This is a genomic window from Streptomyces sp. NPDC021212, assembly GCF_044332925.1.
Taxonomy (GTDB): Bacteria; Actinomycetota; Actinomycetes; order Streptomycetales; family Streptomycetaceae; genus Streptomyces.
In genome coordinates this window covers 21244-45390 of sequence record NZ_JBIRPZ010000009.1, presented here as the reverse complement: position 1 = coordinate 45390, position 24147 = coordinate 21244, and the positions used below count along the sequence as shown (strand labels likewise).

Below are 24147 nucleotides of genomic sequence, written 5' to 3'. Positions count from 1 at the left end.
CCTATCCGGGGGTCTCACGGGCCGAGGCCCCGCACCACCAGGTCGAGCAGAGCGCAGCAGAACAGGGCGATTCCGATGAAGCCGTTCACCGTGAAGAAGGCGCGGTTGAGGCGGGAGAGATCGTCCGGGCGCACGATCGTGTGCTCGTACGCGAACGCCGCCGCCACGATCAGCAGCCCCAGCCAGAAGAAGGCCCCGGCGCCGGTGGCCAGCGCGTACCAGACCAGCAGCAGTGTGGTGATCACATGGCAGGCGCGTGCCCCGTGGAGCGCCCCCGCGATGCCGAAGCGCGCCGGTACCGACCGCACCCCGTGCGCCCGGTCGGCGGCCACGTCCTGGCAGGCGTAGATCAGGTCGAACCCGCCGATCCAGATGCCGATCGCGAGGCCGAGGATCACCGCGTCCCACGACCACTCGCCGGTGACCCCGATCCAGGCGCCGATCGGGCCGATCGCCTGGGCGAGGCCCAGGATGGCGTGCGGGAAGTCGGTGAACCGCTTGCCGTACGGATAGACCACCATCGGGACGACCGCGACCGGCGCCAGCACCAGGCACAGCGGGTTGAGCAGCGCGGCGGCTCCGAGGAAGACGACCAGCGCGACCAGCGCCCCGGTCCAGGCGGTGCGGACCGAGACCGCGCCGGTGACCAGCTCGCGGGAGGCGGTCCGGGGGTTCCGCGCGTCGATCTTGCGGTCGATGACGCGGTTGGCGGCCATCGCGAAGGTACGCAGGCCCACCATCGCGACCGTGATCAGCAGCAGCTTGATCCAGTGGACGGAGCCGTCCCACAGCTGCATCGCGGTCAGCGCGGCGGTGTATGCGAAGGGCAGCGCGAAGACGGAGTGCTCGATCATCACCAGGCGCAGGAACGACCTGGTCCGGCCGGGCTGTGGCACGGCGGCGGCAGCGGAGGTCACAGTCCGAGTTCCTTCCAGCGTCGGGTCACCCGATCGGCCACTTCCGGATCGGACTGGACCATGTGCGGCCAGCCGCCGTCGCGCGTGTAGCCCTCCTCGGGCCACTTGGCGGTGGCGTCGATGCCCGCCTTGCCGCCCCAGAACTGCTGGTACGAGGCGTGGTCCAGATGGTCGACCGGGCCCTCGACCACGGTCAGATCGCGGGCGTAGTCGGTGTTCCCCAGCGCGCGCCAGGACACCTCGTGCAGATCGTGTACGTCACAGTCCGCGTCGACTACGACGATCAGCTTGGTCAGCGACATCATGTGGGCACCCCAGATGGCGTGCATGACCTTCTGCGCGTGCTTGGGGTACTTCTTGTCGATCGAGACGATCGCACAGTTGTGGAAGCCGCCCGACTCGGGGAGGTGGTAGTCCACGATGTCCGGGATGATGATCTTCAGCAGCGGGAGGAAGAACCGCTCGGTCGCCCGCCCCAGCGGCCCGTCCTCGGTCGGCGGACGGCCCACCACGATCGACTGGAGCAGTGGGCGGGACCGCATCGTCACGCAGTCGATGGTCAGCGCCGGGAAGGGCTCCTGGGGCGTGTAGAAGCCGGTGTGGTCGCCGAACGGGCCCTCCGGCAGCATCTCCCCGGGCTCCAGCCAGCCCTCGATGACGACCTCGGCGGCGGCCGGGACCTGGAGCGGCACCGTCTTGCAGTCGACCATCTCGATCCGCCGCCCCTGCACGAACCCCGCGAACAGGTACTCGTCGATGTCCCCGGGGAGCGGGGCGGTCGACGCGTACGTCACGGCGGGCGGCGCGCCGAAGGCGATCGCGACCGGCAGCCTCTCCCCGCGCCGGGCCGCGACCTGGTAGTGGTTGCGGCTGTCCTTGTGGATCTGCCAGTGCATGCCGATGGTGCGGCGGTCGTGGCGCTGGAGGCGGTAGAGGCCGAGGTTGCGCACCCCGGTCTCCGGGTGCTTGGTGTGGGTGAGGCCGAGGTTGAAGAACGAGCCGCCGTCCTCGGGCCAGGTGAACAGGGCCGGGAGCGCGTCGAGGTCGACGTCGTCGCCGGTCAGCACCACTTCCTGGACCGGTGCCTCCTTCACCTTCTTCGGCGGTACGTGCGCCACGGAGCCGAGCTTCCCGAACGCCTCGCGCAGCCCGACGAAGCCCTGCGGCAGCTCGGGCTTGACCAGCCCGCCGATCTTCTCGCTGATCTCGTCGTACGAGCGCAGGCCCAGGGCCTTGAGGAGCCGGCGATCCGTGCCGAACACGTTCATGGCCAGCGGCATCGCCGCGCCCTTGACGTTCTCGAAGAGCAGCGCGGGACCGCCCGCCTTGTTGACGCGGTCGACGATCTCGCCGATCTCCAGATACGGATCGACTTCGGCCTTGACGCGCTTGAGGTCGCCTTCCCTGTCGAGCGCCCGCAGAAAGGAACGAAGATCGTCATAAGCCATGCGTCCCAGTATCCGGTACGCACTACCCTGGTCCCGTAACTGGGGCCCGCTCGACCGGCCCCGAACACCACACGCAGGGGGATCGCCTCATGCTCCGGGTGCTGATGATCCTGGTGCCGCTGGCACTCAGCATCTACGCGTTCATCGACTGCATCACCACCGAAGAGCGGGACGTCCGCCATATCCCCAAGCCGCTCTGGGCGATCCTCGTCCTGCTGTTCCCGGTGGTGGGCTCGATCTCCTGGCTGCTGGTGGGCCGCAAGCGGGCCACGGCGCCCGAGGCGCGGCGCGCGTGGATCGCCCCGGACGACAACCCGGAGTTCCTGAAGTCCCTGGGGGAGCGGCGGGAGGACCGGCCGGAGGACGGCGACGAACTGCGCCGCGGGGGCGAGGGTCCGGAGGACACCCCGCCGCCCGCGGCGTCGTGAGGTTTCGGCGTTCCTGAGTTCTCTGCTCGTCAGACTCCGGCGTAGGAGTGCTTGCCGGTGACGAAGATGTTCACGCCGTAGTAGTTGAACAGGAAGCAGGCGAAGGCGATCAGCGCGAGGTAGGCGGCCTTGCGCCCCTTCCAGCCCGCGGTGGCCCGGGCGTGCAAGTAGCAGGCGTAGGCGACCCAGGTGATGAAGGACCAGACCTCCTTGGGGTCCCAGCCCCAGTAGCGGCCCCACGCGGCCTCGGCCCAGATCGCGCCCGCGATGATCGTGAACGTCCACAGCGGGAAGATCGTGGCGTTGATCCGGTACGCGAACTTGTCCAGCGACGCCGCCGACGGCACCCGCGCCAGCACGGACTTGACGCCCTGACCGTACTGCTTGAGCTCCGGGTTCTCCAGCTGCGCCTCGTAGCGATCGCGGAACAGGTAGAGCAGCGTGGAGACAGCCCCCATGTAGAACGCGGCGCCGGAGATGATCGCGCAGCTCACGTGGATCCACAGCCAGTACGAGTGCAGGGCGGGAACCAACTGGTCGCTGTCGGTGTACAAGACAGAGACAGCCAGTCCGAGGTCGAGGAGGACCGAGGTGGTCAGGGGCAGACCGATCCAGCGCACGTTCTTCTTCAGCAGGAGCAGCGTGAGGTACGTGCCGACCGCGACCATGCCGAAGGTCGTGGAGAACTCGTACATGTTGCCCCAGGGCGCCCGCTGTACGGACAGCGCACGGGTGAGGACGGCCCCGGCATGAAGGACGAACGCCAGGACGGTCAGGCCGACCGCGATCCGGCCGTAGACATCGCCCTGCTCGGTGCCGCCCGAGGCGCCCGGCCCGTCAGGGACGTCGCGGCTGCCGGCCGCGGCCCGGGTGATGACCTTCGGACGCTCCAGTACGGCGGTGCCGGTGCCGCCTTTCTCGGCGGTCTTCACCGTGACCGAGGGGCGGTTGGCGGCCCCGCCCTCGGTGGTGAGCGCGGCGGCGGTGCGGCCCACGGCGCTGCGGCTGCCGAAGACCCACTCGGCGATATGGGCGAGGAAGGCGAGGGTGTAGACCGTCATCGCCGTGTAGATCAGCCAATTGCTGTACTGGGCGAGGCTTTCGTTGACTGCGGCCGCGAGGTTCACGCGCGCGCTCCTTCTGCGGGATCTGCGGGGTCTGCGGTGTCTCCGGGTTCTGCGGTGCCTTCGGGATCTGCCGCGGGGGGCGCGTCCGTCTGCAGCCGGACGGCCAGATCGCCCAGCTCCTCGGGGAGCTTGGCGTATTCGTTGCGGCCGAGCCCGGCCATCTCGACGACGGTCGCGCCGTCGGCCCCCCGCACCGCCCGGATCCAGACCCGGCGGCGCTGGATGAACAGCGAGCCGACCAGACCCACCAGGGCGCCCACGGCGCCCAGCAGGGCCGTCTGGTCACCCGGCTTGTGCGAGATCTGGAAGCTGGCCCAGCTCTTGACGCCGTCGAAGGTCAGCGTGCCCTCGCCGTTCGGCAGCTTCATGGTGTCGCCGGGCGCGAGCGCCCGGGCGAACTTGGTCTTCCCGTCGGGCTCCAGATACTGCTTCATCCGCGACTTGTCGAGCTGGTACACGCTCTGCGGGGTACCACCGTCGATGCCGAGGCTGCCGTGGTAGGCCGTCAGCACCAGCGCCGGATTGTCCAGCGCCGGGAACTGGGAGAACATGCCCTTGCTGCGCACCCAGGTCGGCAGGAACTGCCCCTGGTACGCGACCTGGTCACGCTTGCCGTTCTTGTCGCGGTAGTCACCGAGCTTGATGACCATGCTCTCGGTGAGGTTGGCCCCGTCGATCGGCAGCCCGACCACCGGCCCCTGGTGCACCACTTCGCCCTGGCCGTCCCGGACCGTGACGACCGGCGAGTAGCCGTGGTTCAGCAGGAAGACCTTGTAATTCTGGATCTCCAGCGGCTCGTTCACCTTGATCGACTTCTTGCGGGCGGCCCCGTCCACCCCGTCCCAGTAGGTGACGTCGGCGCGGAAGGTGCGCGGCGTGCGCATCTGGGGGCCGCTGCGCTCGTAGGTCGCGTGGAAGCGGTCCAGCTGGAAGCTGAAGGGCGCCAGGTCGTCGCTCTGGAACAGCTGCCCGGTCTTGATGTCGTCGTACTGCGTCAGGCTGTTGGAGAAGCCGCCGCCCTCGGTGATCAGGCTGCTGCCCTCGGTCTTCCACAGCTGGCCCGCGGCGAAGGAGACCAGCAGCACGATCAGCGCGGTGTGGAAGAGCAGATTGCCGACCTCACGCAGGTAGCCCTTCTCGGCGGCGACCGCGTTCCCCGTGATGTGGCTGCGGAAGCGCCTCCGCTTCATGATCCGCTGCGCCGCCTCCAGCACCTTCTCCGGCTCGGCGTCGCTGCGCCAGGTGGCGTAGGCGGGAAGCCGGGTGAGCCGGCGCGGGGCGGCCGGCGGGCGGCCGCGCAGCTGGCCCACGAACGCCCAGGTGCGCGGCACGATGCAGCCGATGAGCGAGATGAACAGCAGGATGTAGATCGCCGAGAACCACACCGAGCTGTAGACGTGGAACAGCTGGAGCTTCTCGTAGATCGGGGTGACCGTCGGGTGCTTGTCCTTGAAGTCCTGGACCTTGACCTGGTCGATGCTGGTCTGCGGGATCAGCGAGCCCGGGATCGAGCCCAGCGAGAGCAGGAAGAGCAGCAGCAGCGCGACCCGCATCGAGGTCAGCTGCCGCCAGAACCACCTGGCCCAGCCGAGCGGCCCCAGCGAGGGGACGTTGATCTCCTCCGCGGGGGCGGTGGACAGCTGCGATCCCGCCGCGCCCAGCTCGCGCTCCTCGGCGGACTGGCCACTGTCGGCCGCCTTGTCGGCCGCCTTCTCGGCCGCGGAGTCGGTATCGGTGGTGGACATGGATCAGATCCCAACGTTGAAGCTCTGAGCCCAGCTCTGCGTGTCGCTCATGATGGCGTCCCAGACCCCGGTGAGCAGCAGCACCCCCAGGGCGATGAGCAGACCGCCGCCGGTCCGCATCACCCACACGTAGTGCTGTTTGACCCAGGCGAAGGCGCCCAGCGCGCGCCGGTAGGCCACCGCGACGGCGACAAACGGCAGTCCGAGCCCGACGCAGTACGCGACGGTCAGCAGAGCGCCACGCCCCGCGCTCCCCTCATTGAACGCCAGCGCCTGGACGGCGGTGAGGGTGGGCCCCAGGCACGGCGTCCAGCCGACGCCGAACAGGGCGCCCAGCACCGGCGCGCCCGCGATCCCCATCGTCGGCGAGAGGTGGAAGCGGAACTCCCGCTGCCCGAAGCCCTTCAGCAGCCCCATGAAGGCCAGGCCCATCACGATCGTGACGGCCCCGAGGATCTTGGAGAGGGTCTCCTTGTGCTCCTGGAGCGTCCAGCCGAAGTGGCCGAACAGCGCGCCGCCGGAGACGAAGACGGCGGTGAAGCCGAGCACGAAGAGCGAGGCGCCCGCGACCATCCGGCCGCGTCTGGCCTCCGCCAGATCCGTACCGGTGATCCCGGTGACGTACGACATGTAGCCCGGCACCAGGGGCAGCACACAGGGGGAGAAGAAGGAGACCAGTCCGCCGAGGACGGCGATCGGCAGGGCGAACAGCAGCGCCCCGGTCAGCACGGTCTCATTCGCACCGGTGGCGGCGAGCGTCATCACAAGAGGTCACTTCTCCGCGATGAGCGGGTCGACCATCTTGCGCATGCTGTCCTCGCTGAGCGGGGTGAGCGCGCGGGCCGCGATCTTGCCGTCCCGGTCCAGAACGATGGTCGACGGGATGGCCTGCGGGTTGAGGCTGCCCTTGGGGAAGCGCAGCATCAGCTTGCCGATCGGGTCGTACAGGCTCGGATAGCCGACCTTGAACGCCTTCTCGAACCTGAGCGCGGGGGCTCGGTTGCTGTCACGCGTGTTGATCCCGATGAACTGGACGCCCTTGGCCTTGGTGTCCTCGGCGACCTTGGCGAGGTTCGGGGCCTCGGCCCGGCAGGGCGCGCACCAGGAGCCCCATACGTTGAGGACGACGATCTTGCCCTTGTAGTCGGCCACGTCGAGCGGCTTGTCCTCCAGGGTCTTGCCGGACAGCTCGGGAGCCTCCATGCGGTCCCCCTTGGGCACGGTGTCGACGCCGCCCTTGCCCTGCACAAACTTGGTATCGGCGGATCCGCCCGAGGTGCCGCCGCTACCGCAGGCGGAAAGGGACAGCGCGGCAACCGCGGCCCCGGTGGCCAGCACGGTTGCGCGACGGTAGGTCGCGAGACGCCGAGGGGCGCGGCAGGCACTCATGTGAAAAGTTTCGCATGGCCCATTTGCGGATCTTCGCCACCCCCCTCGGCTGCTCTCGGAGGGGGTCGGTCAGCTGCTGCCCGCGCTCCAGGCCTGGCCCACACCGAACCCCTGAAGATCCGCGAGCACGGCCGGGTCCTGCGCGTCCATCCAGTCCGTGAGCTGCTTGAAGGACACCAGCCGCACGTCCTTGTGCTTCTCGTCCGCCATGTGCTTGAGCGCTTCTTCGACGGCGTCCATATAGATCCCGCCGTTCCACTTCTCGAAGTGGTTCCCGATGAAGAACGGGGCGCGATTGGTCTCGTAGGCCCGCTGGAAACCGGCGATGTACGCATCGGCGGCCTGCTTGCGCCAGCCCGGGTAGTTGGCGGGCGGCGCATTCGTGGAATTCCGCGACTGGTTCGCCAAAATGTTGTAATCCATGGAGAGCACCTCAAAAGAGTGCCCGGGGAAAGGAATCTGCTGCAGCGGATAGTCCCACAGCCCCCTCTTCTTCGACGGCCACACCTGACGACCGCCGGGCGAACTGGCGTCATAGCGCCAGCCGAGCTTGCGGGCGGTCGGCAGCAGATTCTCCTGACCCAGCAGACAGGGGGTGCGCCCGCCGATCAGTTCCTCGCGGTAATCGAAGGGCAGCGGATCGACATCCTTGAATCCGGTGTTCGTGCGCCACTGGGTGACGAACGACACGGCCTGCTCGACCTCGGACTCCCACTGGGCGGACGTCCAGTGGGCGACGGTGCCGCGGCCGGAACAGAAGTGGCCGTTGAAGTGCGTGCCTATCTCATGCCCCTCCAGCCAGGCCAGACGCACGTTCCGCAGCGTCTCCTTGACGTGGTCGTCGGAGAGGTAGCCGATGTCGGAGGCGCCCACCGGATTGTTCGGCGGCTTGTACAGCGACTTCTTCGACTCCGGCAGGCAGTAGAGACCGGAGAGGAAGAACGTCATGGTCGCGCCGTGATCCTTGGCGAGCTTCCGGAAACGCGGAAAGAGGCCGTTGCCGACCTCCCCCGCGCCGTCCCAGGAGAAAACCACGAACTGCGGCGGCTTCTGCCCCCGCTCAAGGCGCTCCGGCGTGGGATCCTTCGGCCGGCTCACCCCACGGGAAGTTGAACCGTCACCTATCGGCTTTGCCTGCGCGGTCCTCTTCGGCGCCGCCTTGCCCGACCCCGACGAACAGCCGACGGCGGTCAGTGACGCGACCGCCCCCACACCAAGACCGAGGATCCCCCTCCGGCTGACCTCACGCATAGCGTCCTCAATTCGCACTCGCCGCACTGGTTGTCCGGGCCACGGACGACCTTTGAGATGGCGAGACGAATAGCGGGGTTCCGAACGGACGCGGTCAATTACAGTCCCGGGACAATATCCGGGGCACGATTACCCCATGCGATGAGACGCCTACAGCGCGCTGGTCACGCGCCGACCCCCTTGGAGGCCCCCTTCACCTTCTTGGCGCCCGCGAGGAGATGGGCGGGGACGAGGTCGCGGGCCGGTTCGCTGTAGCCGATCGACACGATCTTGTCGCCGCGGTAGGTGAAGGTCGTGAGGCTGGCCAGGGTGCACTGCCGCTTGCGCGGGTCGTGCCACAGCCGCCGCCGCTCCGCGAAGCTGCGCACGATCCAGATCGGCAGCTGATGGCTGACACAGACCGCCTCATGCCCGCGGGCGGCGTCGCGCGCCGCGCCCAGGGCCCCCATCATCCGCACCACCTGGTCGACGTACGGCTCGCCCCAGGAGGGACGGAAGGGGTTGGTGAGATGACGCCAGTTGGCCGGCCTGCGCAGCGCGCCGTCGCCCACCCCGAAGGTCTTCCCCTGGAAGGCGTTCGCCGCCTCGATCAGCCGCTCGTCGACCGCCACGTCCAGACCGTGCGCCTTGCCGATCGGCGCGGCCGTCTCCTGGGCCCGCTCCAGCGGGGAGGCGACCACATGGGTGATGTCGCGCTCAGCGAGGTGCTCGGCGACCCGGTCGGCCATGCGACGGCCCAGCTCGGACAGGTGGTAGCCGGGCAGGCGCCCGTACAGGACGCCCTCCGGGTTCTCCACCTCGCCGTGGCGCATCACATGGACGACGGTGATGTCGTTCTCGCTCTGTGTCATGTCACCCATCATTCAGTCGCCTCGGCGGCTGCCCGCGCCGCCCCCGGCAGAGCCTCCGCCACCCGCTCCAGCGCCCGCTCGTCATGGGTCGTCGAGACGAACCACGACTCGAAGGCGGACGGCGGCAGATAGACGCCCTGGGACAGCATCGCGTGGAAGAAGGGGGTGAAGCGGAACGCCTGCTGCGCCTTCGCCCCGGCGTAGTCCGTGACGTCCTCGTCGGTGAAGAAGACGGAGAACATGTTGCCCGCGACCTGGACGCGATGGGCGACGCCCGCCTTGTCCAGCGCCTCGGTCACCAGCTCCCGCAGCCGGGCGGAGGCCGCGTCGACCTTGTCGTACGCCGCGTCGTCCAGCAGCCGCAGCTGCGCCACACCCGCCGCCGTCGCGACCGGGTTCCCGGACAGGGTGCCCGCCTGGTAGACCGGGCCGGCCGGGGCGAGCTGCGCCATGACATCGGCGCGGCCGCCGAAGGCCGCGGCCGGGAAGCCGCCGCCCATGACCTTTCCGAAGGTCATCAGATCGGGTACGACCCCGTCGAGCCCGAACCAGCCGGCCTTGGAGACCCGGAAGCCGGTCATGACCTCGTCGGAGATGTAGAGCGCGCCGTTGTCGGCGCACAGCTCCTTCAGGCCCGCGTTGAACCCGGGCAGCGGCGGCACCACGCCCATGTTCCCCGCCGACGCCTCGGTGATCACACAGGCGATCTCGCCCGGGTGCGCGGCGAACGCCGCCCGCACCGCCTCCAGGTCGTTGTACGGCAGTACGAGGGTCTCCCCCGCCTGCGCGCCGGTCACCCCCGGGGTGTCCGGCAGCCCGAAGGTCGCGACCCCGGACCCGGCCGCGGCCAGCAGGGCGTCCACGTGACCGTGGTAACAGCCGGCGAACTTGATCACCTTGGGGCGGCCGGTGAACCCGCGGGCCAGGCGGATCGCCGACATCGTCGCCTCGGTGCCGGACGACACCAGGCGCACCTGCTCGACGGGGCCGACGCGGGCCACGATCTCCTCGGCGAGTTCGACCTCGCCCTCGCCGGGCGTGCCGAACGACGTACCACGTGCGACGGCGGCCTGCACGGCCGCGATCACCTCGGGGTGCGAATGGCCGAGGATCATCGGTCCCCACGAACACACGAGGTCGACGTACTCGCGTCCGTCGGCATCGGTGAGGTACGGACCGTCACCCGACACCATAAAGCGGGGCGTACCTCCGACGGCGCGGAAAGCCCGGACCGGAGAGTTCACGCCGCCGGGCGTCACGACGGCCGCGCGATCGAAAAGCGTCTGCGAAACTGGGGCTGCGTACGGATAGCTCACGCTAGCCATGTTGTCAGAGGGTGACGGAGTCCTGCCGTCGGGAGTTTCACAACGCCGACGCGGGGGAGGTCTCAGTCATATTGATCAGTTTGATCAGGTCGCAATGATCGGGTTGCGCGGCGGTGGCTGCGAGTGGTCGGGTGGAGATATGTATCGCGGTGGCGAACTGGGTGAAGGGACTGACGATCGAGGCCCCGAGCGTGCCCGCCCCGGACGCCATCGGCGAGAAGACGCGGGCAGGGCAAGCAGGAGCGGGGGCCGCATGGGGGTGACCTACAAGTACTTCGGCGCGCCCGACGGGGCCACCGCGGCCCGGGTCCCCATCTCCATGCGCCCCGAGGAGCTGGGCGGCGACGAGCTGGGTCACGGCATGTTCACCAAGATCAAGCCGGAGACGGTGGCCGCGATGGTCCTCACCGGCATCGAGGGCGTGCCCCTGCACAAGGTGCCCCCGCTCGAACTCGTCGTCCTGCACCCGGACTACGCCGTCGTCAAGCTGCCGATGACCGCCGTCGACCCGCTGCGGGGCGTCGGCGAGGAGGCGGTGGGCGCCGCGGCGTTCATCTGGTCCACGGTCCCGGACCGCGGCGGCCCGCGCGATGCCTTCCTGGTCTACCAACTGCTGCACGAGTGGCAGGACTTCAGCCACCGGCTGCACGAGGCGGGCCACCAACCGTACTGCCTGGTCTGGCCCTGAGCGAGCCTCGGCCGTCGGCCGGCCCTGAGTGGTGTCCTAGCCTTCCCCCATGCTCATCGCACGCTCCGTCAGCCTGTTCGTCCTGGCCGCCCTCCTGGAAATCGGAGGCGCCTGGCTGGTCTGGCAGGGTGTGCGCGAGCACAGGGGATGGGCCTGGATCGGCGCCGGGATCATCGCCCTCGGCGCCTATGGTTTCGTCGCCACGCTCCAGCCGGATGCGGAGTTCGGCCGCATCCTCGCGGCGTACGGCGGCGTCTTCGTCGCCGGTTCACTCGCCTGGGGCATGGTGGCGGACGGCTACCGGCCCGACCGTTTCGATGTGATCGGTGCGCTGATCTGCCTGGCCGGTGTCGCCGTGATCATGTACGCCCCTAGAAGGTGAGCGGGCGGCCGTGGTGACCGTGGTCGTCGTCCTGCTCCTCAGTTGAGAGGACGCAGCCTGTGTCCGGGTCGATCAGCACCCGGGTGACGGTGTCGCCGCACTCGACGTCCACGGCCCACACCTTGTGGTCGCCGTGGTTGTTGTCGTTGTGGTGCCGGCCTTGGTGCTGGTCCTGGCGGTGGTCGTTCCTGCGGTGGTCGTTCTTGCCGTGGTCGTCGCGCCGGGCGTCGTCCTCGGGGCAGTCGTCGTCCACCAGCTCGGCGCTGACGGCCTCACCGCCGACCTCGCACTCGGCGATCTCCACGGCCTGCTGCAGCGTCACCGGTCCGCTGGTGCTCTGCTGGTCGTGGTCGCGGCCGTGGTCGTCCTGGTGGTCGCCGTGGGCGGCGGCCTGGGTCGACTCGACGTACTGGCTCATGGCGCGCTGCTGGTAGCCGTGGCCCTGCGGGGCGCCGTTCTCGCGCTGGTAGCGGCCCGGACGGCCGTTCTGCCAACCGTTCTGGCCCTGGTTGGCGGCGGCCTGGTTGTTGGTGGCCTGGCCGTTCATCTGCTGCCCGTGGCCCTGCTGCCCGTGGCCCTGCTGGCCGTTCTGGTGCTGCTGCTGGCCGTTCTGGTGCTGCTGCCCGTTGTTCTGCTGCCCATTGTTCTGCTGTTGGTTGCCGTGCTGCTGGTTGTTGTTCTGGTGCTGCTGCCCGTTGTTCTGCTGCCCATTGTTCTGCTGTTGGTTGCCGTGCTGCTGGTTGTTGTTCTGGTGCTGCTGCTGGCCGTTCTGGTGCTGCCAGTTGTCGTGCTGCTGCTGGTGGTTGTTGTTCTGGTGCTGCCCGTTGTCGTGCTGCTGCTGGTTGTTCTGGTGCTGCTGCCCGTTGTTCTGCTGCCCGTTGTTCTGCTGCCCGTTGTTCTGCTGTTGGTTGCCGTGCTGCTGGCCGTTCTGGTGCTGCTGCTGGTTGTTCTGGTGCTGCCAGTTGTCGTGCTGCTGCTGGTGGTTGTTGTTCTGGTGCTGCCTGTTGTCGTGCTGCTGCTGGTGGTTGTTGTTCTGGTGCTGCCCGTTGTCGTGCTGCTGCTGGTTGTTGTTCTGCTGCTGGTGGTTGTTCTGCTGGTTGTTGTGCTGCTGCCCGTGGTTTTGCTGCTGCCCGTGGTTTTGCTGCTGCTGGTGGTTGTTGTCGTGCTGCCGGCCATCCCCATGGTTGCGGTCGCCGTGCCGCCCCTGGTCCTGGTGGCATGCGGAGGCCGATGTCGTGTGCGAGCCCTGCGCGCCGGCCGCGGCCCACGCGACCGACGGACCGCCGGCCACCAGCGCCGCCGCCGCGAGAGCGCCGGCGGAGGCGACGCCCCAGCGGCGGAGGGACCGACGGGACCGGGACACTGTTCTGTTCTGATGGGTCATGACCTGAATTCACTCCTTGGGCATGGGACAGTCCGAGACCGGCGGCGCGCCGGACGCAGTGCACCCTTCCCCGGGGCCGAGAGCGGTTAGCGGTTTCCGATCTTCAGTCCCCCGATCGGCCGCAAACCAGAAGGTCATATCCTGCGTATGGATCACCATGCGGTTTCCATACCGCGATCATGCATGCCACGTCGCCACAGGAGGGCCGATGACCACCCGTACCGCAGTCATCACCGGTGCCAGCAGTGGGATCGGGGCGGCAACCGCCCGCAAACTCGCCGCGGCCGGATTCCGCGTCGTCCTCGCCGCGCGCCGCAAGGAGCGGATCGAGGCCCTGGCCGCGGAGCTGACGGAGGCGGGGCACGAGGCCGTGCCGTACGTCCTGGACGTCACCGACCGGGACGCCGTGGCCGCCTTCGCCGATCACTTCGACCGCTGTGACGTGCTGGTCAACAACGCGGGCGGAGCCATCGGCGCCGAGACCGTCGCGACCTCCGACCCGGCCGACTGGCGGGCGATGTACGAGGTCAACGTGATGGGCGTACTCCATGTGACGCAGGCCCTGCTGCCCGCCCTCACCGCCTCCGGCGACGGCACGATCGTGGTGCTGTCCTCCACGGCGGGCCACATCCAGTACGAGGGCGGCGGCGGATACGCGGCCGCCAAGCACGGCGCCCACGCGATCGCGGGCACGCTGCGGCTGGAGCTGTGCGGCGAGCCGGTGCGGGTGATCGAGATCGCACCGGGCATGGTCATGACGGACGAGTTCGCGGTGAACCGGTTCCGCGGGGACGAGAGCCAGGCCGCCGCCGTCTACGAGGGCGTGGCCGAGCCGCTGACCGCCGACGACGTCGCCGACACCGTCGCCTGGACGGTCACCCGGCCCTCCCACGTCAACATCGACCTGATGGTGCTCCGCCCCCGCGCCCAGGCCGCCCAGCACAAGGTCCACCGGGAGCGCTGACGGGCGGGGCCGAGGCCGTCGATCCGCCACGGCCACGGCCCCGCACGCTCACCCCTTGACGCAGACGACCTGCTTGAGCCGGGCCACCACCTCGACCAGATCGCGCTGCTGGTCGATGACCTTCTCGATGGGCTTGTACGCCCCCGGGATCTCGTCCACGACGCCGGAGTCCTTGCGGCACTCCACGCCCCGCGTCTGGTCCTCCAGGTCCCGCGTCGAGAAACGCTTCTTCGCGGCGTTCCGGCTCATCTTCCGGCCGGCGCCGTGCGAGGCCGAGTTGAAGGACGCCTCGTTCCCCAGGCCCCGGACGATGTACGAACCGGTGCCCATGGAACCGGGGATGATCCCGTAGTCCCCGCTGCCCGCGCGGATGGCGCCCTTGCGGGTCACCAGCAGGTCCATGCCCTCGTACCGCTCCTCGGCCACATAGTTGTGGTGGCAGGAGATGACCGGCTCGAAGACCGGGCGGGCCTTCGCGAACTCCTTGCGCACGACGTTCTGGAAGAGCGACATCATGATCGCGCGGTTGTACTTGGCGTACTCCTGCGCCCAGAACAGATCATGCCGGTAGGCGGCCATCTGCGGGGTGTCCGCGATGAACACGGCCAGATCGCGGTCGATCAGATCCTGGTTGTGCGGCAGTCCGCGGGCCTGGCCGATGTGGTACTCGGCCAGTTCCTTGCCGATGTTCCGGGAACCGGAGTGCAGCATCAGCCAGACCGAACCCTCGTCATCGAGGCAGAACTCGATGAAGTGGTTGCCCGAACCGAGCGAGCCCATCTGCTTCGTGGCCCGCTCCTGACGGAACTTGACCGCCTCGGCCACTCCCCCGAACCGCCCCCAGAAGTCGTCCCATCCGGCGGTCCCGAACCCGTGCAGCCGTCCCGGGTCGACCGGGTCGTCGTGCATCCCCCGGCCCACCGGAATCGCCTGCTCGATCTTGGACCGCAGCCGCGACAGATCGCCCGGCAGATCGTCCGCGGTGAGCGACGACTTGACCGCCGACATCCCGCAGCCGATGTCCACACCGACCGCCGCCGGGCACACGGCCCCCTGCATCGCGATCACCGAGCCGACGGTGGCTCCCTTTCCGTAATGCACGTCCGGCATCACGGCCAGGCCCTTGATCCACGGCAGCGTTGCCACGTTCCGCAGCTGCTGCATGGCCCCGCCCTCGACCGTCGCGGGGTCCGCCCACATACGGATCGGGACCTTCGCCCCGGGCACCTCGACATACGACATGTTTTACTCATTCCCCCGCAAAAGACTGACAACGCAAAAACCGGGTCCATGCCCCATTCACGACGACCGACCGGCAGATGCGGCGGCCCGTGCGGTACACATTGTCTGCAGCCACCGCCCACGGGCGGCAAGCAGTTTTCGCTCGAAGGGACACGGATAAGTGCAGCCAGCGCAGCGAACGGCCCGTGGCCGGCGCGCCACCCCGGCCGCCGCCCTGCTCATCGCCGTGCTCGCCACCGCGGGACTCAGCGGATGCACCGGCTCCGACGCGAAGCCCGGGGCCGACGACAGCACCTCCGGCGACTCCGGTTCGACGGTCTCGGCCGAGCCCGGCCGCTACAACACCCTTCCCGAGGCGTGCGGCGCCGTGAGCGCCAAGACCCTGCGCCGGCTGCTGCCCGGCGGCACCGAGGACGACAAGGCGTACGACGGCCAGGCGACCGTGACGTACGACATAGACCGCCGCGACGGCTGTCGCTGGAAGCTCGCGACGCCGAGCGGCACCCGCTATCTGACGCTGGACTTCGAGCGCGTCGTCTCGTACGACCCGTCCGTGAGCGACGACGACCGGGCGCTGGAACTGTACGAGAAGAAGGCGTCCGCCGCGGACATTCCGGACACCCCGCCCTCGCCCTCCGCCGGCACCTCGGACGAGGACGAGTCGGACGGCGGCGCCTCCGCCTCCTCGTCCCCCGGCTCGGGATCGGGGACGTCGAGCGGCAAGGGCAGCGCGAGTGCGGACAGCGGCAAGAGCGGCGCCGGAAGTGAGAAGGGCAACACCGGCGAGAAGGGCGACACGGGCACCCCGGGCGCGGGCGACGATGAGAGCACCGCAAGCGACGGAGCCACGCCGGAGAACCCGGACGCGACCGCCCCGCGTCGCCTCGACGACCTCGCCGACGACGCGTTCCTCAATGACCAGCTGATCACCAAGGACTCCGGAATCCACCGGGACATCACGGTCGTCTTCCGGTCCTCGAATGTGATTGCCACCATTGAGTACGACGAATGGTCGATCAACAAAAAGGACATTCCCGAAAGCGAAGAACTCCAGGGGAACGCCGAAGACTTGGCCCAGGAGCTGACCGGGCGCCTCACCGAATAGCGGACCGAGCCGACCGCGGGTGGGAGACCTCGGGGATTGGGCCGCCCGCGATCGGCCGCGTACCGTGCCGGTAATGACGCGGGCGGGATCACCGCCCATCGACAGAGATTGAGCGAAGGAACCATGCACCGTTCAGCCCCGCGACTCGCCCGAATACTCGCCTGCGCGACCGTACCGGTCATGCTCGTCGCCGGCTGCTCCTCCGGCTCCGACGACAAAAAGAACGCGGAGAGTTCGTCGAGACCCTCCTCACCCAGTGCCTCGCCGTCCGTCGCGGCGGCAAAGTTCAGCAAGCTCCCCGATGTGTGCTCGGCCCTCTCGGGCACGACCATCGGCAAGCTGGTGCCCAAGGCGAAGCCCAAGAAGGGCAAGGCCCTCCCCTCGGGCGACACCAACACGTCCGCCACCTGCCTGTGGAACGGCCTCGACGGCTTCAAGTACCGCTCGCTGTCCCTCTCCCTGAAGCTCTTCCCCTCCGACGCGGGGCTCGGCACCGGCGACAAGCGCGCCCAGGAGTACGCCACCCAGCAGGCGAGCAAGTCTTCCGGCGCGAAGGGGGTGAAGAACGTCAAGACCGAGCAGACGGCCATCGGTGACGCGGCGACCACGGTCCGTAGCGACGAGAAGAAGGACGGCGACGACTTCCGGAACACGACGGTCGTCGCCCGGACCGCCAACGTCGTGGTGACCATCGAGTACGACGGCGCGGGCTACGAGACCGAGAAGACGCCGAACGCCACCAAGCTGATGGACGACGCCAAGGCTGCGGCCAAGGAGGTCGTCGCATCCGTCGCCAAGGGCACCGGCGGCGCCGGTGGCGGCAAGGATTCCCCGAGCTCCGGCGGCTCCAAGTCCGCCGACGCGTCCAAGGGATCCAAGGACTCCAAGGGCGGCGCCTAGCCGTCTCCGCCGCCCCCTTCCCGTCCGTGGCGGTTGACGTGTATGCGACCCTGGCCGCTGCATGCCAAGGCTTGTCGCCAAGGACGGGGAGGGATCGCGGGTGGCCGCGATGCAGCTGACACGAACGCATCGAATACTGATCGGCGTGGTCGTCGCCGGGGCGGTGATGATCGCCGCGATCGGCTTCGCGGGGTCCTACTCCGCGGTCCGCGACCTCGCCGAGAAGAAAGGGTTCGGCGCCTTCGCCAACGTCTTCCCCATCGGGATCGACGCCGGTATCTGCGTCCTGCTGGCCCTGGATCTCCTGCTGACCTGGATCCGCATCCCCTTCCCCCTGCTGCGCCAGACCGCGTGGATGCTGACTGCGGCGACCATCGCCTTCAACGGCGCCGCCGCCTGGCCGGACCCGGTCGGCGTCGGCATGCACGGTGTCATCCCCGTGCTCTTCGTGGTCTCCGTCGAGGCCGCCCGGCACGCGATCGGCAGGATCGCCGACATCACCGCCGACCGGCACATGGAGTCGGTCCGCATCGCCCGCTGGCTGCTGGCGCCGCTACCGACCTTCCGGCTGTGGCGCCGGATGAAGCTGTGGGAGCTGCGCAGCTACGACGAGGTCATCCGGCTGGAACAGGACCGGCTGGTCTACCAGACCCGGCTACAGGCCCGCTACGGGCGGAATTGGCGCCGCAAGGCCCCGGTGGAGGCGCTGATGCCGCTGCGGCTGGCGCGCTACGGGGTGCCGCTGTCCGACACCGCCCCGGCGGGCCTCGAGGCGGCCGGGCTGGAAGCGAGCGCCTTCTCCCCGGCCGCGCTGCCGACGGGCACACCGGGCACCGCGGGGGGCGGGGCCGGGTGGACGCCGGACACGGCGTACCCCGGGGCGCAGCAAGGCGTCCACGGCGCGGCCGACGGCACCGCCGGGTACGCCGCCGGTCCCGGGCAGCAGCAGCCGCAGCAGCCGCAGGAGCTGCCCCTCTCGCTGCCGCTGCCGGTGTACCAGCAGCCGACGGGGCAGGACCACGACGGCCGGGGCGCCGTCCCGTTCGACCCCGCCGCCTCCCATCCGGCGCAGCCCGGACACCCTGAGCAGCAGCCGGTACAGCCCGAGCAGCCGCAGGTCACCGTCCCGGTCGGGCCGAACCGGGTCCGCCAGCTCGGCGGCCAGGGCGTGGGGACCAGGCAGGGCGCGTACGTCCCTGAGCAGCGCGACCAGGAGCAGCCGTACGCCGAGTACGAGCAGCCGGAGCCGCCCGCCGCCGCGACGATGCCGGACGACGTGCCGCGCGACGACGTGTTCTTCGCGACCTACCGGCAGTTCCTCGCCGACAACGGGCGGTACCCCTCGGCGTACCAGTTCGGGCAGCGGCTCCGGGAGACCTACGGCGTCGCCGATCTCGGCATCGACGAGCTGAACGCATACGTGAACGACTTCAAGGAGCGCCACCGCATGGAGATGCAGGTGGAGCACACTCCGTAACACCTCGGATACGGGGTGAGCCGGGCGGGCACGCGGCCCGCCCGGCTCAGTCCGTCGCCAACGGACTCACAGCGGACTCAGGCCGCGAGCAGCTTGCGCACCCGGTCCGCCCCCACCGCGAGCAGCAGGGTGGGCAGCCGCGGCCCGGTGTCCCGCCCGACCAGCAGCCGGTAGAGCAGCGCGAAGAACGCCCGCTGCGCGACCTTCAGCTCCGGTGTCGGCTTGGCCTCCGCCGACAGTCCCGCCTGGAGCTTCGGCACGCCGTAGACCAGCGTCGTCAGCCCGTCGAGCGACCAGTGCCCGTCCAGCCCGTCGAGCAGCAGCCGCAGCGACTCGCGCTCGGTCTCGCCGAGCGAGGCCAGCAGCTCGGTGTCCGGCTCCTCCCTGACCCGGGTGCGCTGCTCGGCCGGGACCTGGGTCGTGATCCAGCGCTCGGCCCGGTCGAGCCGCGGCCGCGTCTCGTCCAGGGACTTCACCGGGTTCGCCGGGTCCAGCTCGCTGAGGATGCGCAGCGTCTGCTCGTCGTGCCCGGTGGTGATGTCCACCACGGAGGCGAGCATCCGGTACGGCAGCGGGCGCGGGGTGCGGGGCAGCTCACCGGTGGCGGTGCCGGTCGCGCGGCTGTACGCGGCGGCGTCCGCGGGCTGTGCGGAACCGTCGTTGATCTTGCGCTCCAGGGCGTCCCACTCGTCGTAGGTGCGCTGGATCTCCTGATCGAAGGCGATCTTGAAGGACTGGTTCGGCCTGCGGCGCGCGTACAGCCAGCGCAGCAGCGGCGCCTCCATGATCTCCAGCGCGTCGGCCGGGGTCGGCACACCGCCCTTGGAGGAGGACATCTTGGCCATGCCGCTGATGCCGACGAACGCGTACATCGGGCCGATCGGCTGGTCGCCACCGAAGACCTCGCGCACGATCTGCCCGCCGACCACGTAGGACGAGCCCGGCGAGGAGTGGTCGACGCCGGAGGGCTCGAAGACGACGCCCTCGTACGCCCAGCGCATCGGCCAGTCGACCTTCCAGACCAGCTTGCCGCGGTCGTGCTCGCTGAGCAGGACGGTCTCGCCGTGGCCGCAGGCGCAGGTGTAGGCCAGCTCGGTGGTCTCGTCGTCGTACGAGGTCACCGTCGTCAGATCGCGCTCGCAGACCGAGCAGTACGGCTTGTACGGGTAGTACCCGGCGGCGCCCGCGCTGCCGTCGTCCTCGGCGGCGGCGCCCGAGCCCTCGGCGGCCTCCAGCTCGGCCTCGTCGACCGGCTTCTGCTGCTTCTGCTGCTGCTTCTTCGGGGCCGGCTTGTCCTTCGTGCGGTACCGGTCGAGCACGGCGTCGATCTGCTCGCGGTGGCGCATCGCGTGCAGGATCTGCTCGCGGTAGGCGCCCGAGGTGTACTTCTCGGTCTGGCTGATGCCGTGGAACTCGATGCCCATCGCGCGCAGCGCCTCGATCATCGGCGCCTTGAAGTGCTCGGCCCAGTTCGCGTACGCCGAGCCGGGCGGGGCCGGGACGGAGGTCAGCGGCTTGCCGATGTGCTCGGACCAGGACGGGTCGATCCCGGCCGGGACCTTCCGGTACCGGTCGTAGTCGTCCCAGGACAGGATGTGGACGCAGTCGTATCCCCGGCGCCGGATCTCGTCGGCGACCAGGTGCGGCGTCATGACCTCGCGCAGATTGCCGAGGTGGATCGGGCCGGACGGGCTGAGGCCCGAGGCGCAGACGATCGGTTTGCCGGGCGCGCGACGCTCCGCCTCGGCAATGACCTCGTCCGCGAAACGGGAGACCCAGTCGGTCTCGGTGCTCTGAGCCACGGTCGGCACTTCCTTCCTAGCGGTCATGGCACCGACCATTGTCCCAGACGGAGGAGGGACCTTCGGGGTTGCCCACAGGTAGTCGGCGTTATCCACATCGGGGGTTATCCAGCTGTCCACAGCCCGGAGAAAGGGTTGGACGGCCCATGAAATACTGAGGTGGCCAGATTGGTAACCCAGCCCTCTATAGGAACGGCACCTCACCCATGGCCTCGGTCCCCTCCCTTGCCGCTTCGGTCCACCAGCGCGTCGCGAGCGCCCTCACGGCTGCCCTGCCGGAGGCCCGTTCCGCGGACCCGCTGCTGCGACGAAGCGACCGGGCCGACTTCCAGGCCAACGGGATGCTGGCGCTGGCGAAGCAGCTGAAGGGGAATCCGCGCGAGCTGGCGGCGAAGGTCGTGGAGCGCCTTCCGGTCGCCCCGTCCTCCGCCGACCCCGACCCGGTGATCGCCGACATCGAGGTCTCGGGACCCGGCTTCCTCAACATCACCGTCGCGGACTCCGCCATCACCGCGACCCTCGCCGCGCGCGCCGCCGACGACCGGCTCGGCGTCCCGTTCGCGGCGGACGCGGGCACGACCGTGATCGACTACGCCCAGCCGAACGTGGCGAAGGAGATGCACGTCGGCCATCTGCGCTCGGCGGTGATCGGCGACGCGGTGGTCAAGATCCTGGAGTTCACCGGCGAGAAGGTGATCCGGCGCCATCACATCGGCGACTGGGGCACCCAGTTCGGCATGCTCATCCAGTACCTGATCGAGCATCCGCACGAGCTGGACCACAAGGACGCCGCATCCGGCGAAGAGGCGATGTCCAATCTGAACCGGCTCTACAAGGCGGCGCGCGCGCTGTTCGACTCCGATCCGGAGTTCAAGGAGCGGTCCCGGCGGCGGGTGGTGGACCTGCAGGCCGGGGACGAGCAGACGATCGCCCTGTGGCGGAAGTTCGTGGACGAGTCGAAGATCTACTTCTACTCGGTCTTCGACAAGCTCGACATCGAGATCCATGACCCCGACGTGGTCGGCGAGTCCGGTTACAACGACATGCTGGCCGAGACCTGCCGCCTGCTGGAGGAGTCCGGCGTCGCGGTCCGCTCCGAGGGCGCGCTGTGCGTCTTCTTCGACGACGTCAAGGGCCCGGACGGAAACCCGGTCCCGCTGATCGTCCAGAAGTCCGACGGCGGCTTCGGCTACGCGGCCACCGACCTGTCCGCGATCCGCGACCGGGTGCAGAACCTCCAGGCCGACACCCTGCTGTATGTGGTGGACGCCCGGCAGTCGCTGCACTTCAAGATGGTCTTCGAGACCGCCCGCCGGATCGGCTGGCTGAACGAGCAGGTCCACGCCGTCCAGCTCGCCTTCGGCACGGTCCTCGGCAAGGACGGCAAGCCGTTCAAGACCCGCGCGGGCGAGACGGTCCGGCTGGAGGACCTGCTCGACGAGGCGACCGAGCGGGCCGCGGCCGTGGTCCGGGAGAAGAGCGAGAAGCTCGGCCTCACGGAGCAGGAGATCCTGGAGCGCGGCGGCCAGGTGGGCGTCGGCGCCGTGAAGTACGCCGACCTGTCCACCTCCGCCTCCCGCGACTACAAGTTCGACCTCGACCAGATGGTCTCGCTCAACGGCGACACCTCCGTCTACCTCCAGTACGCGTACGCCCGCATCCAGTCGATCCTGCGCCGCGCCGACGAGACGCAGGCCCCGGCCCCGCACCCGGAGCTGCCGCTGGCCCGCGCCGAGCGGGCGCTGGGCCTGCATGTGGACCAGTTCGCGGAGACGCTGGCCGAGGTGTCCGCGTCGTACGAGCCGCACAAGCTGGCCGCGTATCTCTACCAGCTGGCCTCGCTCTTCACGACCTTCTACGACCAGTGCCCGGTCCTGAAGGCGGAGGGCGGCCCGGCCGAGGTCGAGAACCGGCTCTTCCTGTGCGACGTGACGGCCCGCACGCTGCGGCAGGGGATGTCCCTGCTGGGCATCCGGACGCCCGAGCGCCTCTGAGCGCTCCCGCACCACCCCGTACGCCCGCGCGCGGCGGGCCCGGTCACGAAGAGGCGGCCGGGCCCGCCGCGCGGCCGTTCACGGCGCCTCCTGCGGCGCCGGGCAGGACACGTCGCGCGCGGGCCGCTCGCCGCGCACCAGGTAGTCCGTCACCGCGCGGTCCGCGCAGGGGTTGGCGTACGGGGCGGGGAGGTAGGCCGCGCCGTGGCCCGTGGCGTCGACGCTGACCATCCGCGCCCGGTCGCCGAGGGCGCGGCGCAGGTTCAGCGCCCCGCTGTAGGGGGTGGCGACGTCGTGGCGGTTCTGGACGAGCAACACGTTGGACGGGCCCCGGTCGGTGATGCGGACCGGCTTGTCCTGGGGCTTGTCCGGCCAGAAGGAACACGGCGTGATGTTCACCGGCATGCCCGCGGTCAGCGGGTGGGAGGCGCGGCTGGCGGCGACATCGCGGGCGTGAGCCGAGATCGACTTCGGCCACTCCACATCGTTGCAGAGGGTCGCGTAGGACACGGCCGCGGCGTCCTGCGTCATCTGCGCCGGCGTCTCGGCAGGCGCGTAGCCGTCCTGGACGCCCTTGATGAACTGTGCCAGGCCCTTGAAGTTGCTCGGGGAGTAGAGGGCGGTCAGGACGCTGTGGCGGAACATGTTGCCGTCCAGCGCGGGCTGGTCGGCCCCGTCCCGGGGCAGCGGCCCGGCGTCCAGGCGGGCGGCGAGGTCCAGGACGACGCGGCGCACCCCGGCCGGGGTGTCGGCAAGGCGTTCGGCCTCGGGAAGGGAGGAGGCGAACTTCCCGAAGGCGGGGAAGGTGTCCTCGACGCCGACCGCGAGGTTCGCCAACCAGCCGCGCCCCACCCGCTCGGGGTTCGGATCGTCGTTGCTGTCCAGCACCCAGCGGTCGGTGTGCTCCGGGAACAGCTGCGCGTACACGGATCCCACGTACGTCCCGTACGAGATGTTCCAGGCGGACAGCTTCCGCTCGCCGAGCGCCTGGCGGATGCGGTCGATGTCCCGTGCCTCGTTGACGGTGCTGAGGCCGTGCACCAGATCGCCGCCGTTGCGGGCACAGGCGTCGGCGATGCGGCGGGCGGTGGCGACGTTCCCGGCGATGCCGCCGTCGGCGGCGGGCCAGGGGCGGGCCGTGGCCACGGACAGGTCCTCGTCCGCCAGACCGCAGTCCGCGTGTGTGGACCGGCCCAGTCCGCGTGGGTCGAAGCTGACGAGGTCGTAGGCGTCCCGCACCGACTGGGGAAGCCGCTTGCCGTAGGTGGTGGGCCGGTTCAGGCCGGACCCCCCGGGGCCCCCGGGGATCAGCAGCAGGGTGCCGCGGCGGGCGTCCGGCCGCTCGCTGCGGATCCGGGAGACGGCGAGCGTGATCCGCTTCCCGCCCGGGTCGCGGTAGTTCAGCGGCACGGAGAGCGTGGCGCACTCCTGGCGGGCGTCGTGGCCGTCGCCGTCGCACGTCCCCCAGCCGAGGGGCGGCGTGGCGGCCTTCCCCTCGGTCGCGTCGGCGGACGACACGGTGGCCAGGACGGAGGCGGTGGCGGCGATGGCGAGCGCCAGCGCGGCGGTCTTGCCGGTCATCAGTAGCATGGGGACGAGCCTGTCCGCACCGGACGAGCGTGCCCATCCGGTCACCCGGCCGGTGGGCGCTGCGGATAACCCCACCCGTAGGGGGCGGCCCCGAACCGCACCCTTTGCGACAGATTCCCCGTTTGGGGACAACCTCCG

At 69.6% G+C, this 24147-nt stretch carries 21 protein-coding genes; 8 read left to right on the top strand and 13 right to left on the bottom strand.

What is annotated here, in order from left to right:
- Nucleotides 1–14 precede the first annotated feature (14 nt).
- Together mqnP and ACH4SI_RS24205 are read right to left on the bottom strand one after the other, a co-directional pair.
- Nucleotides 15–917 carry a menaquinone biosynthesis prenyltransferase MqnP gene (mqnP, locus tag ACH4SI_RS24210; RefSeq protein ID WP_398298904.1) on the bottom strand — a complete coding sequence of 301 codons (903 nt, stop codon included), beginning with the start codon at nt 915–917 and terminating at the stop codon, nt 15–17.
- Entirely contained in the window at nt 914–2365 is a 1452-nt protein-coding gene (locus ACH4SI_RS24205; protein ID WP_398298901.1) for a menaquinone biosynthesis decarboxylase, read from the bottom strand. Before ACH4SI_RS24205 ends, mqnP begins: the two co-directional genes overlap by 4 nt.
- Before the next feature lie 89 nt (nt 2366–2454).
- Between ACH4SI_RS24205 and ACH4SI_RS24200 the strand changes: the two genes are divergently transcribed.
- Nucleotides 2455–2793 (top strand): PLD nuclease N-terminal domain-containing protein, encoded by a 339-nt coding sequence (locus tag ACH4SI_RS24200; protein ID WP_398298899.1) that lies wholly within the window; start codon nt 2455–2457, stop codon nt 2791–2793.
- 29 nt (nt 2794–2822) lie between these two features.
- Here ACH4SI_RS24200 and ccsB read toward each other — a convergent pair whose 3' ends face one another.
- From ccsB to hemL, 7 genes are all read right to left on the bottom strand, one after another.
- Nucleotides 2823–3920, bottom strand: coding sequence for a c-type cytochrome biogenesis protein CcsB (gene ccsB / locus ACH4SI_RS24195; protein WP_398298897.1), 1098 nt, complete (start codon nt 3918–3920; stop codon nt 2823–2825).
- Nucleotides 3917–5665 (bottom strand): cytochrome c biogenesis protein ResB, encoded by a 1749-nt coding sequence (locus ACH4SI_RS24190; RefSeq protein ID WP_398298895.1) that lies wholly within the window; start codon nt 5663–5665, stop codon nt 3917–3919. The genes ccsB and ACH4SI_RS24190 overlap by 4 nt, the downstream gene beginning before the upstream one ends.
- 3 nt (nt 5666–5668) lie before the next feature.
- Complete coding sequence (locus ACH4SI_RS24185) at nt 5669–6427, bottom strand: cytochrome c biogenesis CcdA family protein (protein ID WP_398298893.1); 759 nt, start codon at nt 6425–6427, stop codon at nt 5669–5671.
- Nucleotides 6428–6436: 9 nt separating this feature from the next.
- Nucleotides 6437–7054 carry a TlpA family protein disulfide reductase gene (locus ACH4SI_RS24180; protein WP_398298891.1) on the bottom strand — a complete coding sequence of 206 codons (618 nt, stop codon included), beginning with the start codon at nt 7052–7054 and terminating at the stop codon, nt 6437–6439.
- A 69-nt stretch (nt 7055–7123) separates the two neighbouring features.
- Complete coding sequence (locus ACH4SI_RS24175; RefSeq protein WP_398298889.1) at nt 7124–8305, bottom strand: hypothetical protein; 1182 nt, start codon at nt 8303–8305, stop codon at nt 7124–7126.
- Between the two features lie 164 nt (nt 8306–8469).
- The gene (locus ACH4SI_RS24170; protein WP_398298887.1) at nt 8470–9156 is read right to left on the bottom strand and encodes a histidine phosphatase family protein; all 687 of its coding nucleotides are present in this window, start codon (nt 9154–9156) and stop codon (nt 8470–8472) included.
- Nucleotides 9157–9164: 8 nt separating this feature from the next.
- Nucleotides 9165–10472 carry a glutamate-1-semialdehyde 2,1-aminomutase gene (gene hemL, locus ACH4SI_RS24165; protein ID WP_398299480.1) on the bottom strand — a complete coding sequence of 436 codons (1308 nt, stop codon included), beginning with the start codon at nt 10470–10472 and terminating at the stop codon, nt 9165–9167.
- Nucleotides 10473–10620: 148 nt separating this feature from the next.
- Here hemL and ACH4SI_RS24160 point away from each other — a divergent pair, with 148 nt between their 5' ends.
- Together ACH4SI_RS24160 and ACH4SI_RS24155 are read left to right on the top strand one after the other, a co-directional pair.
- The gene (locus ACH4SI_RS24160) at nt 10621–11169 is read left to right on the top strand and encodes a hypothetical protein (protein ID WP_398298885.1); all 549 of its coding nucleotides are present in this window, start codon (nt 10621–10623) and stop codon (nt 11167–11169) included.
- A 49-nt stretch (nt 11170–11218) separates the two neighbouring features.
- Nucleotides 11219–11551 (top strand): YnfA family protein, encoded by a 333-nt coding sequence (locus ACH4SI_RS24155; protein WP_398298883.1) that lies wholly within the window; start codon nt 11219–11221, stop codon nt 11549–11551.
- On the opposite strand, the gene ACH4SI_RS24150 is transcribed toward ACH4SI_RS24155, so the two are convergent.
- A complete protein-coding gene (locus ACH4SI_RS24150) occupies nt 11541–12935 on the bottom strand; it encodes a PepSY domain-containing protein (protein ID WP_398298881.1) in 1395 nt (464 codons plus the stop codon). The two genes, ACH4SI_RS24155 and ACH4SI_RS24150, sit on opposite strands and share 11 nt — an antisense overlap.
- A 208-nt stretch (nt 12936–13143) precedes the next feature.
- On the opposite strand from ACH4SI_RS24150, the gene ACH4SI_RS24145 reads away from it, so the two are divergent.
- On the top strand, nt 13144–13899 hold the full coding sequence (locus ACH4SI_RS24145; protein WP_398298879.1) for an SDR family oxidoreductase: 756 nt from the start codon (nt 13144–13146) through the stop codon (nt 13897–13899).
- A gap of 48 nt (nt 13900–13947) precedes the next feature.
- On the opposite strand, the gene ACH4SI_RS24140 is transcribed toward ACH4SI_RS24145, so the two are convergent.
- The gene (locus ACH4SI_RS24140) at nt 13948–15141 is read right to left on the bottom strand and encodes an RtcB family protein (protein WP_398298877.1); all 1194 of its coding nucleotides are present in this window, start codon (nt 15139–15141) and stop codon (nt 13948–13950) included.
- 160 nt (nt 15142–15301) lie between these two features.
- On the opposite strand from ACH4SI_RS24140, the gene ACH4SI_RS24135 reads away from it, so the two are divergent.
- From ACH4SI_RS24135 to ACH4SI_RS24125, 3 genes are all read left to right on the top strand, one after another.
- Entirely contained in the window at nt 15302–16246 is a 945-nt protein-coding gene (locus ACH4SI_RS24135; RefSeq protein ID WP_398298875.1) for a DUF3558 domain-containing protein, read from the top strand.
- A gap of 123 nt (nt 16247–16369) precedes the next feature.
- The gene (locus tag ACH4SI_RS24130; RefSeq protein ID WP_398298873.1) at nt 16370–17146 is read left to right on the top strand and encodes a hypothetical protein; all 777 of its coding nucleotides are present in this window, start codon (nt 16370–16372) and stop codon (nt 17144–17146) included.
- Between the two features lie 100 nt (nt 17147–17246).
- The gene (locus tag ACH4SI_RS24125) at nt 17247–18623 is read left to right on the top strand and encodes a DUF2637 domain-containing protein (protein ID WP_398299478.1); all 1377 of its coding nucleotides are present in this window, start codon (nt 17247–17249) and stop codon (nt 18621–18623) included.
- A gap of 77 nt (nt 18624–18700) precedes the next feature.
- Here the strand turns inward: ACH4SI_RS24125 and lysS are convergent, their stop codons facing one another.
- Nucleotides 18701–20452, bottom strand: coding sequence for a lysine--tRNA ligase (gene lysS / locus ACH4SI_RS24120; RefSeq protein WP_398298871.1), 1752 nt, complete (start codon nt 20450–20452; stop codon nt 18701–18703).
- A gap of 179 nt (nt 20453–20631) precedes the next feature.
- Between lysS and argS the strand changes: the two genes are divergently transcribed.
- Nucleotides 20632–22419 (top strand): arginine--tRNA ligase, encoded by a 1788-nt coding sequence (gene argS, locus ACH4SI_RS24115; protein WP_398298869.1) that lies wholly within the window; start codon nt 20632–20634, stop codon nt 22417–22419.
- 78 nt (nt 22420–22497) lie between these two features.
- Here the strand turns inward: argS and ACH4SI_RS24110 are convergent, their stop codons facing one another.
- Entirely contained in the window at nt 22498–24009 is a 1512-nt protein-coding gene (locus tag ACH4SI_RS24110) for an alpha/beta hydrolase (protein ID WP_398298867.1), read from the bottom strand.
- Nucleotides 24010–24147 lie beyond the last annotated feature (138 nt).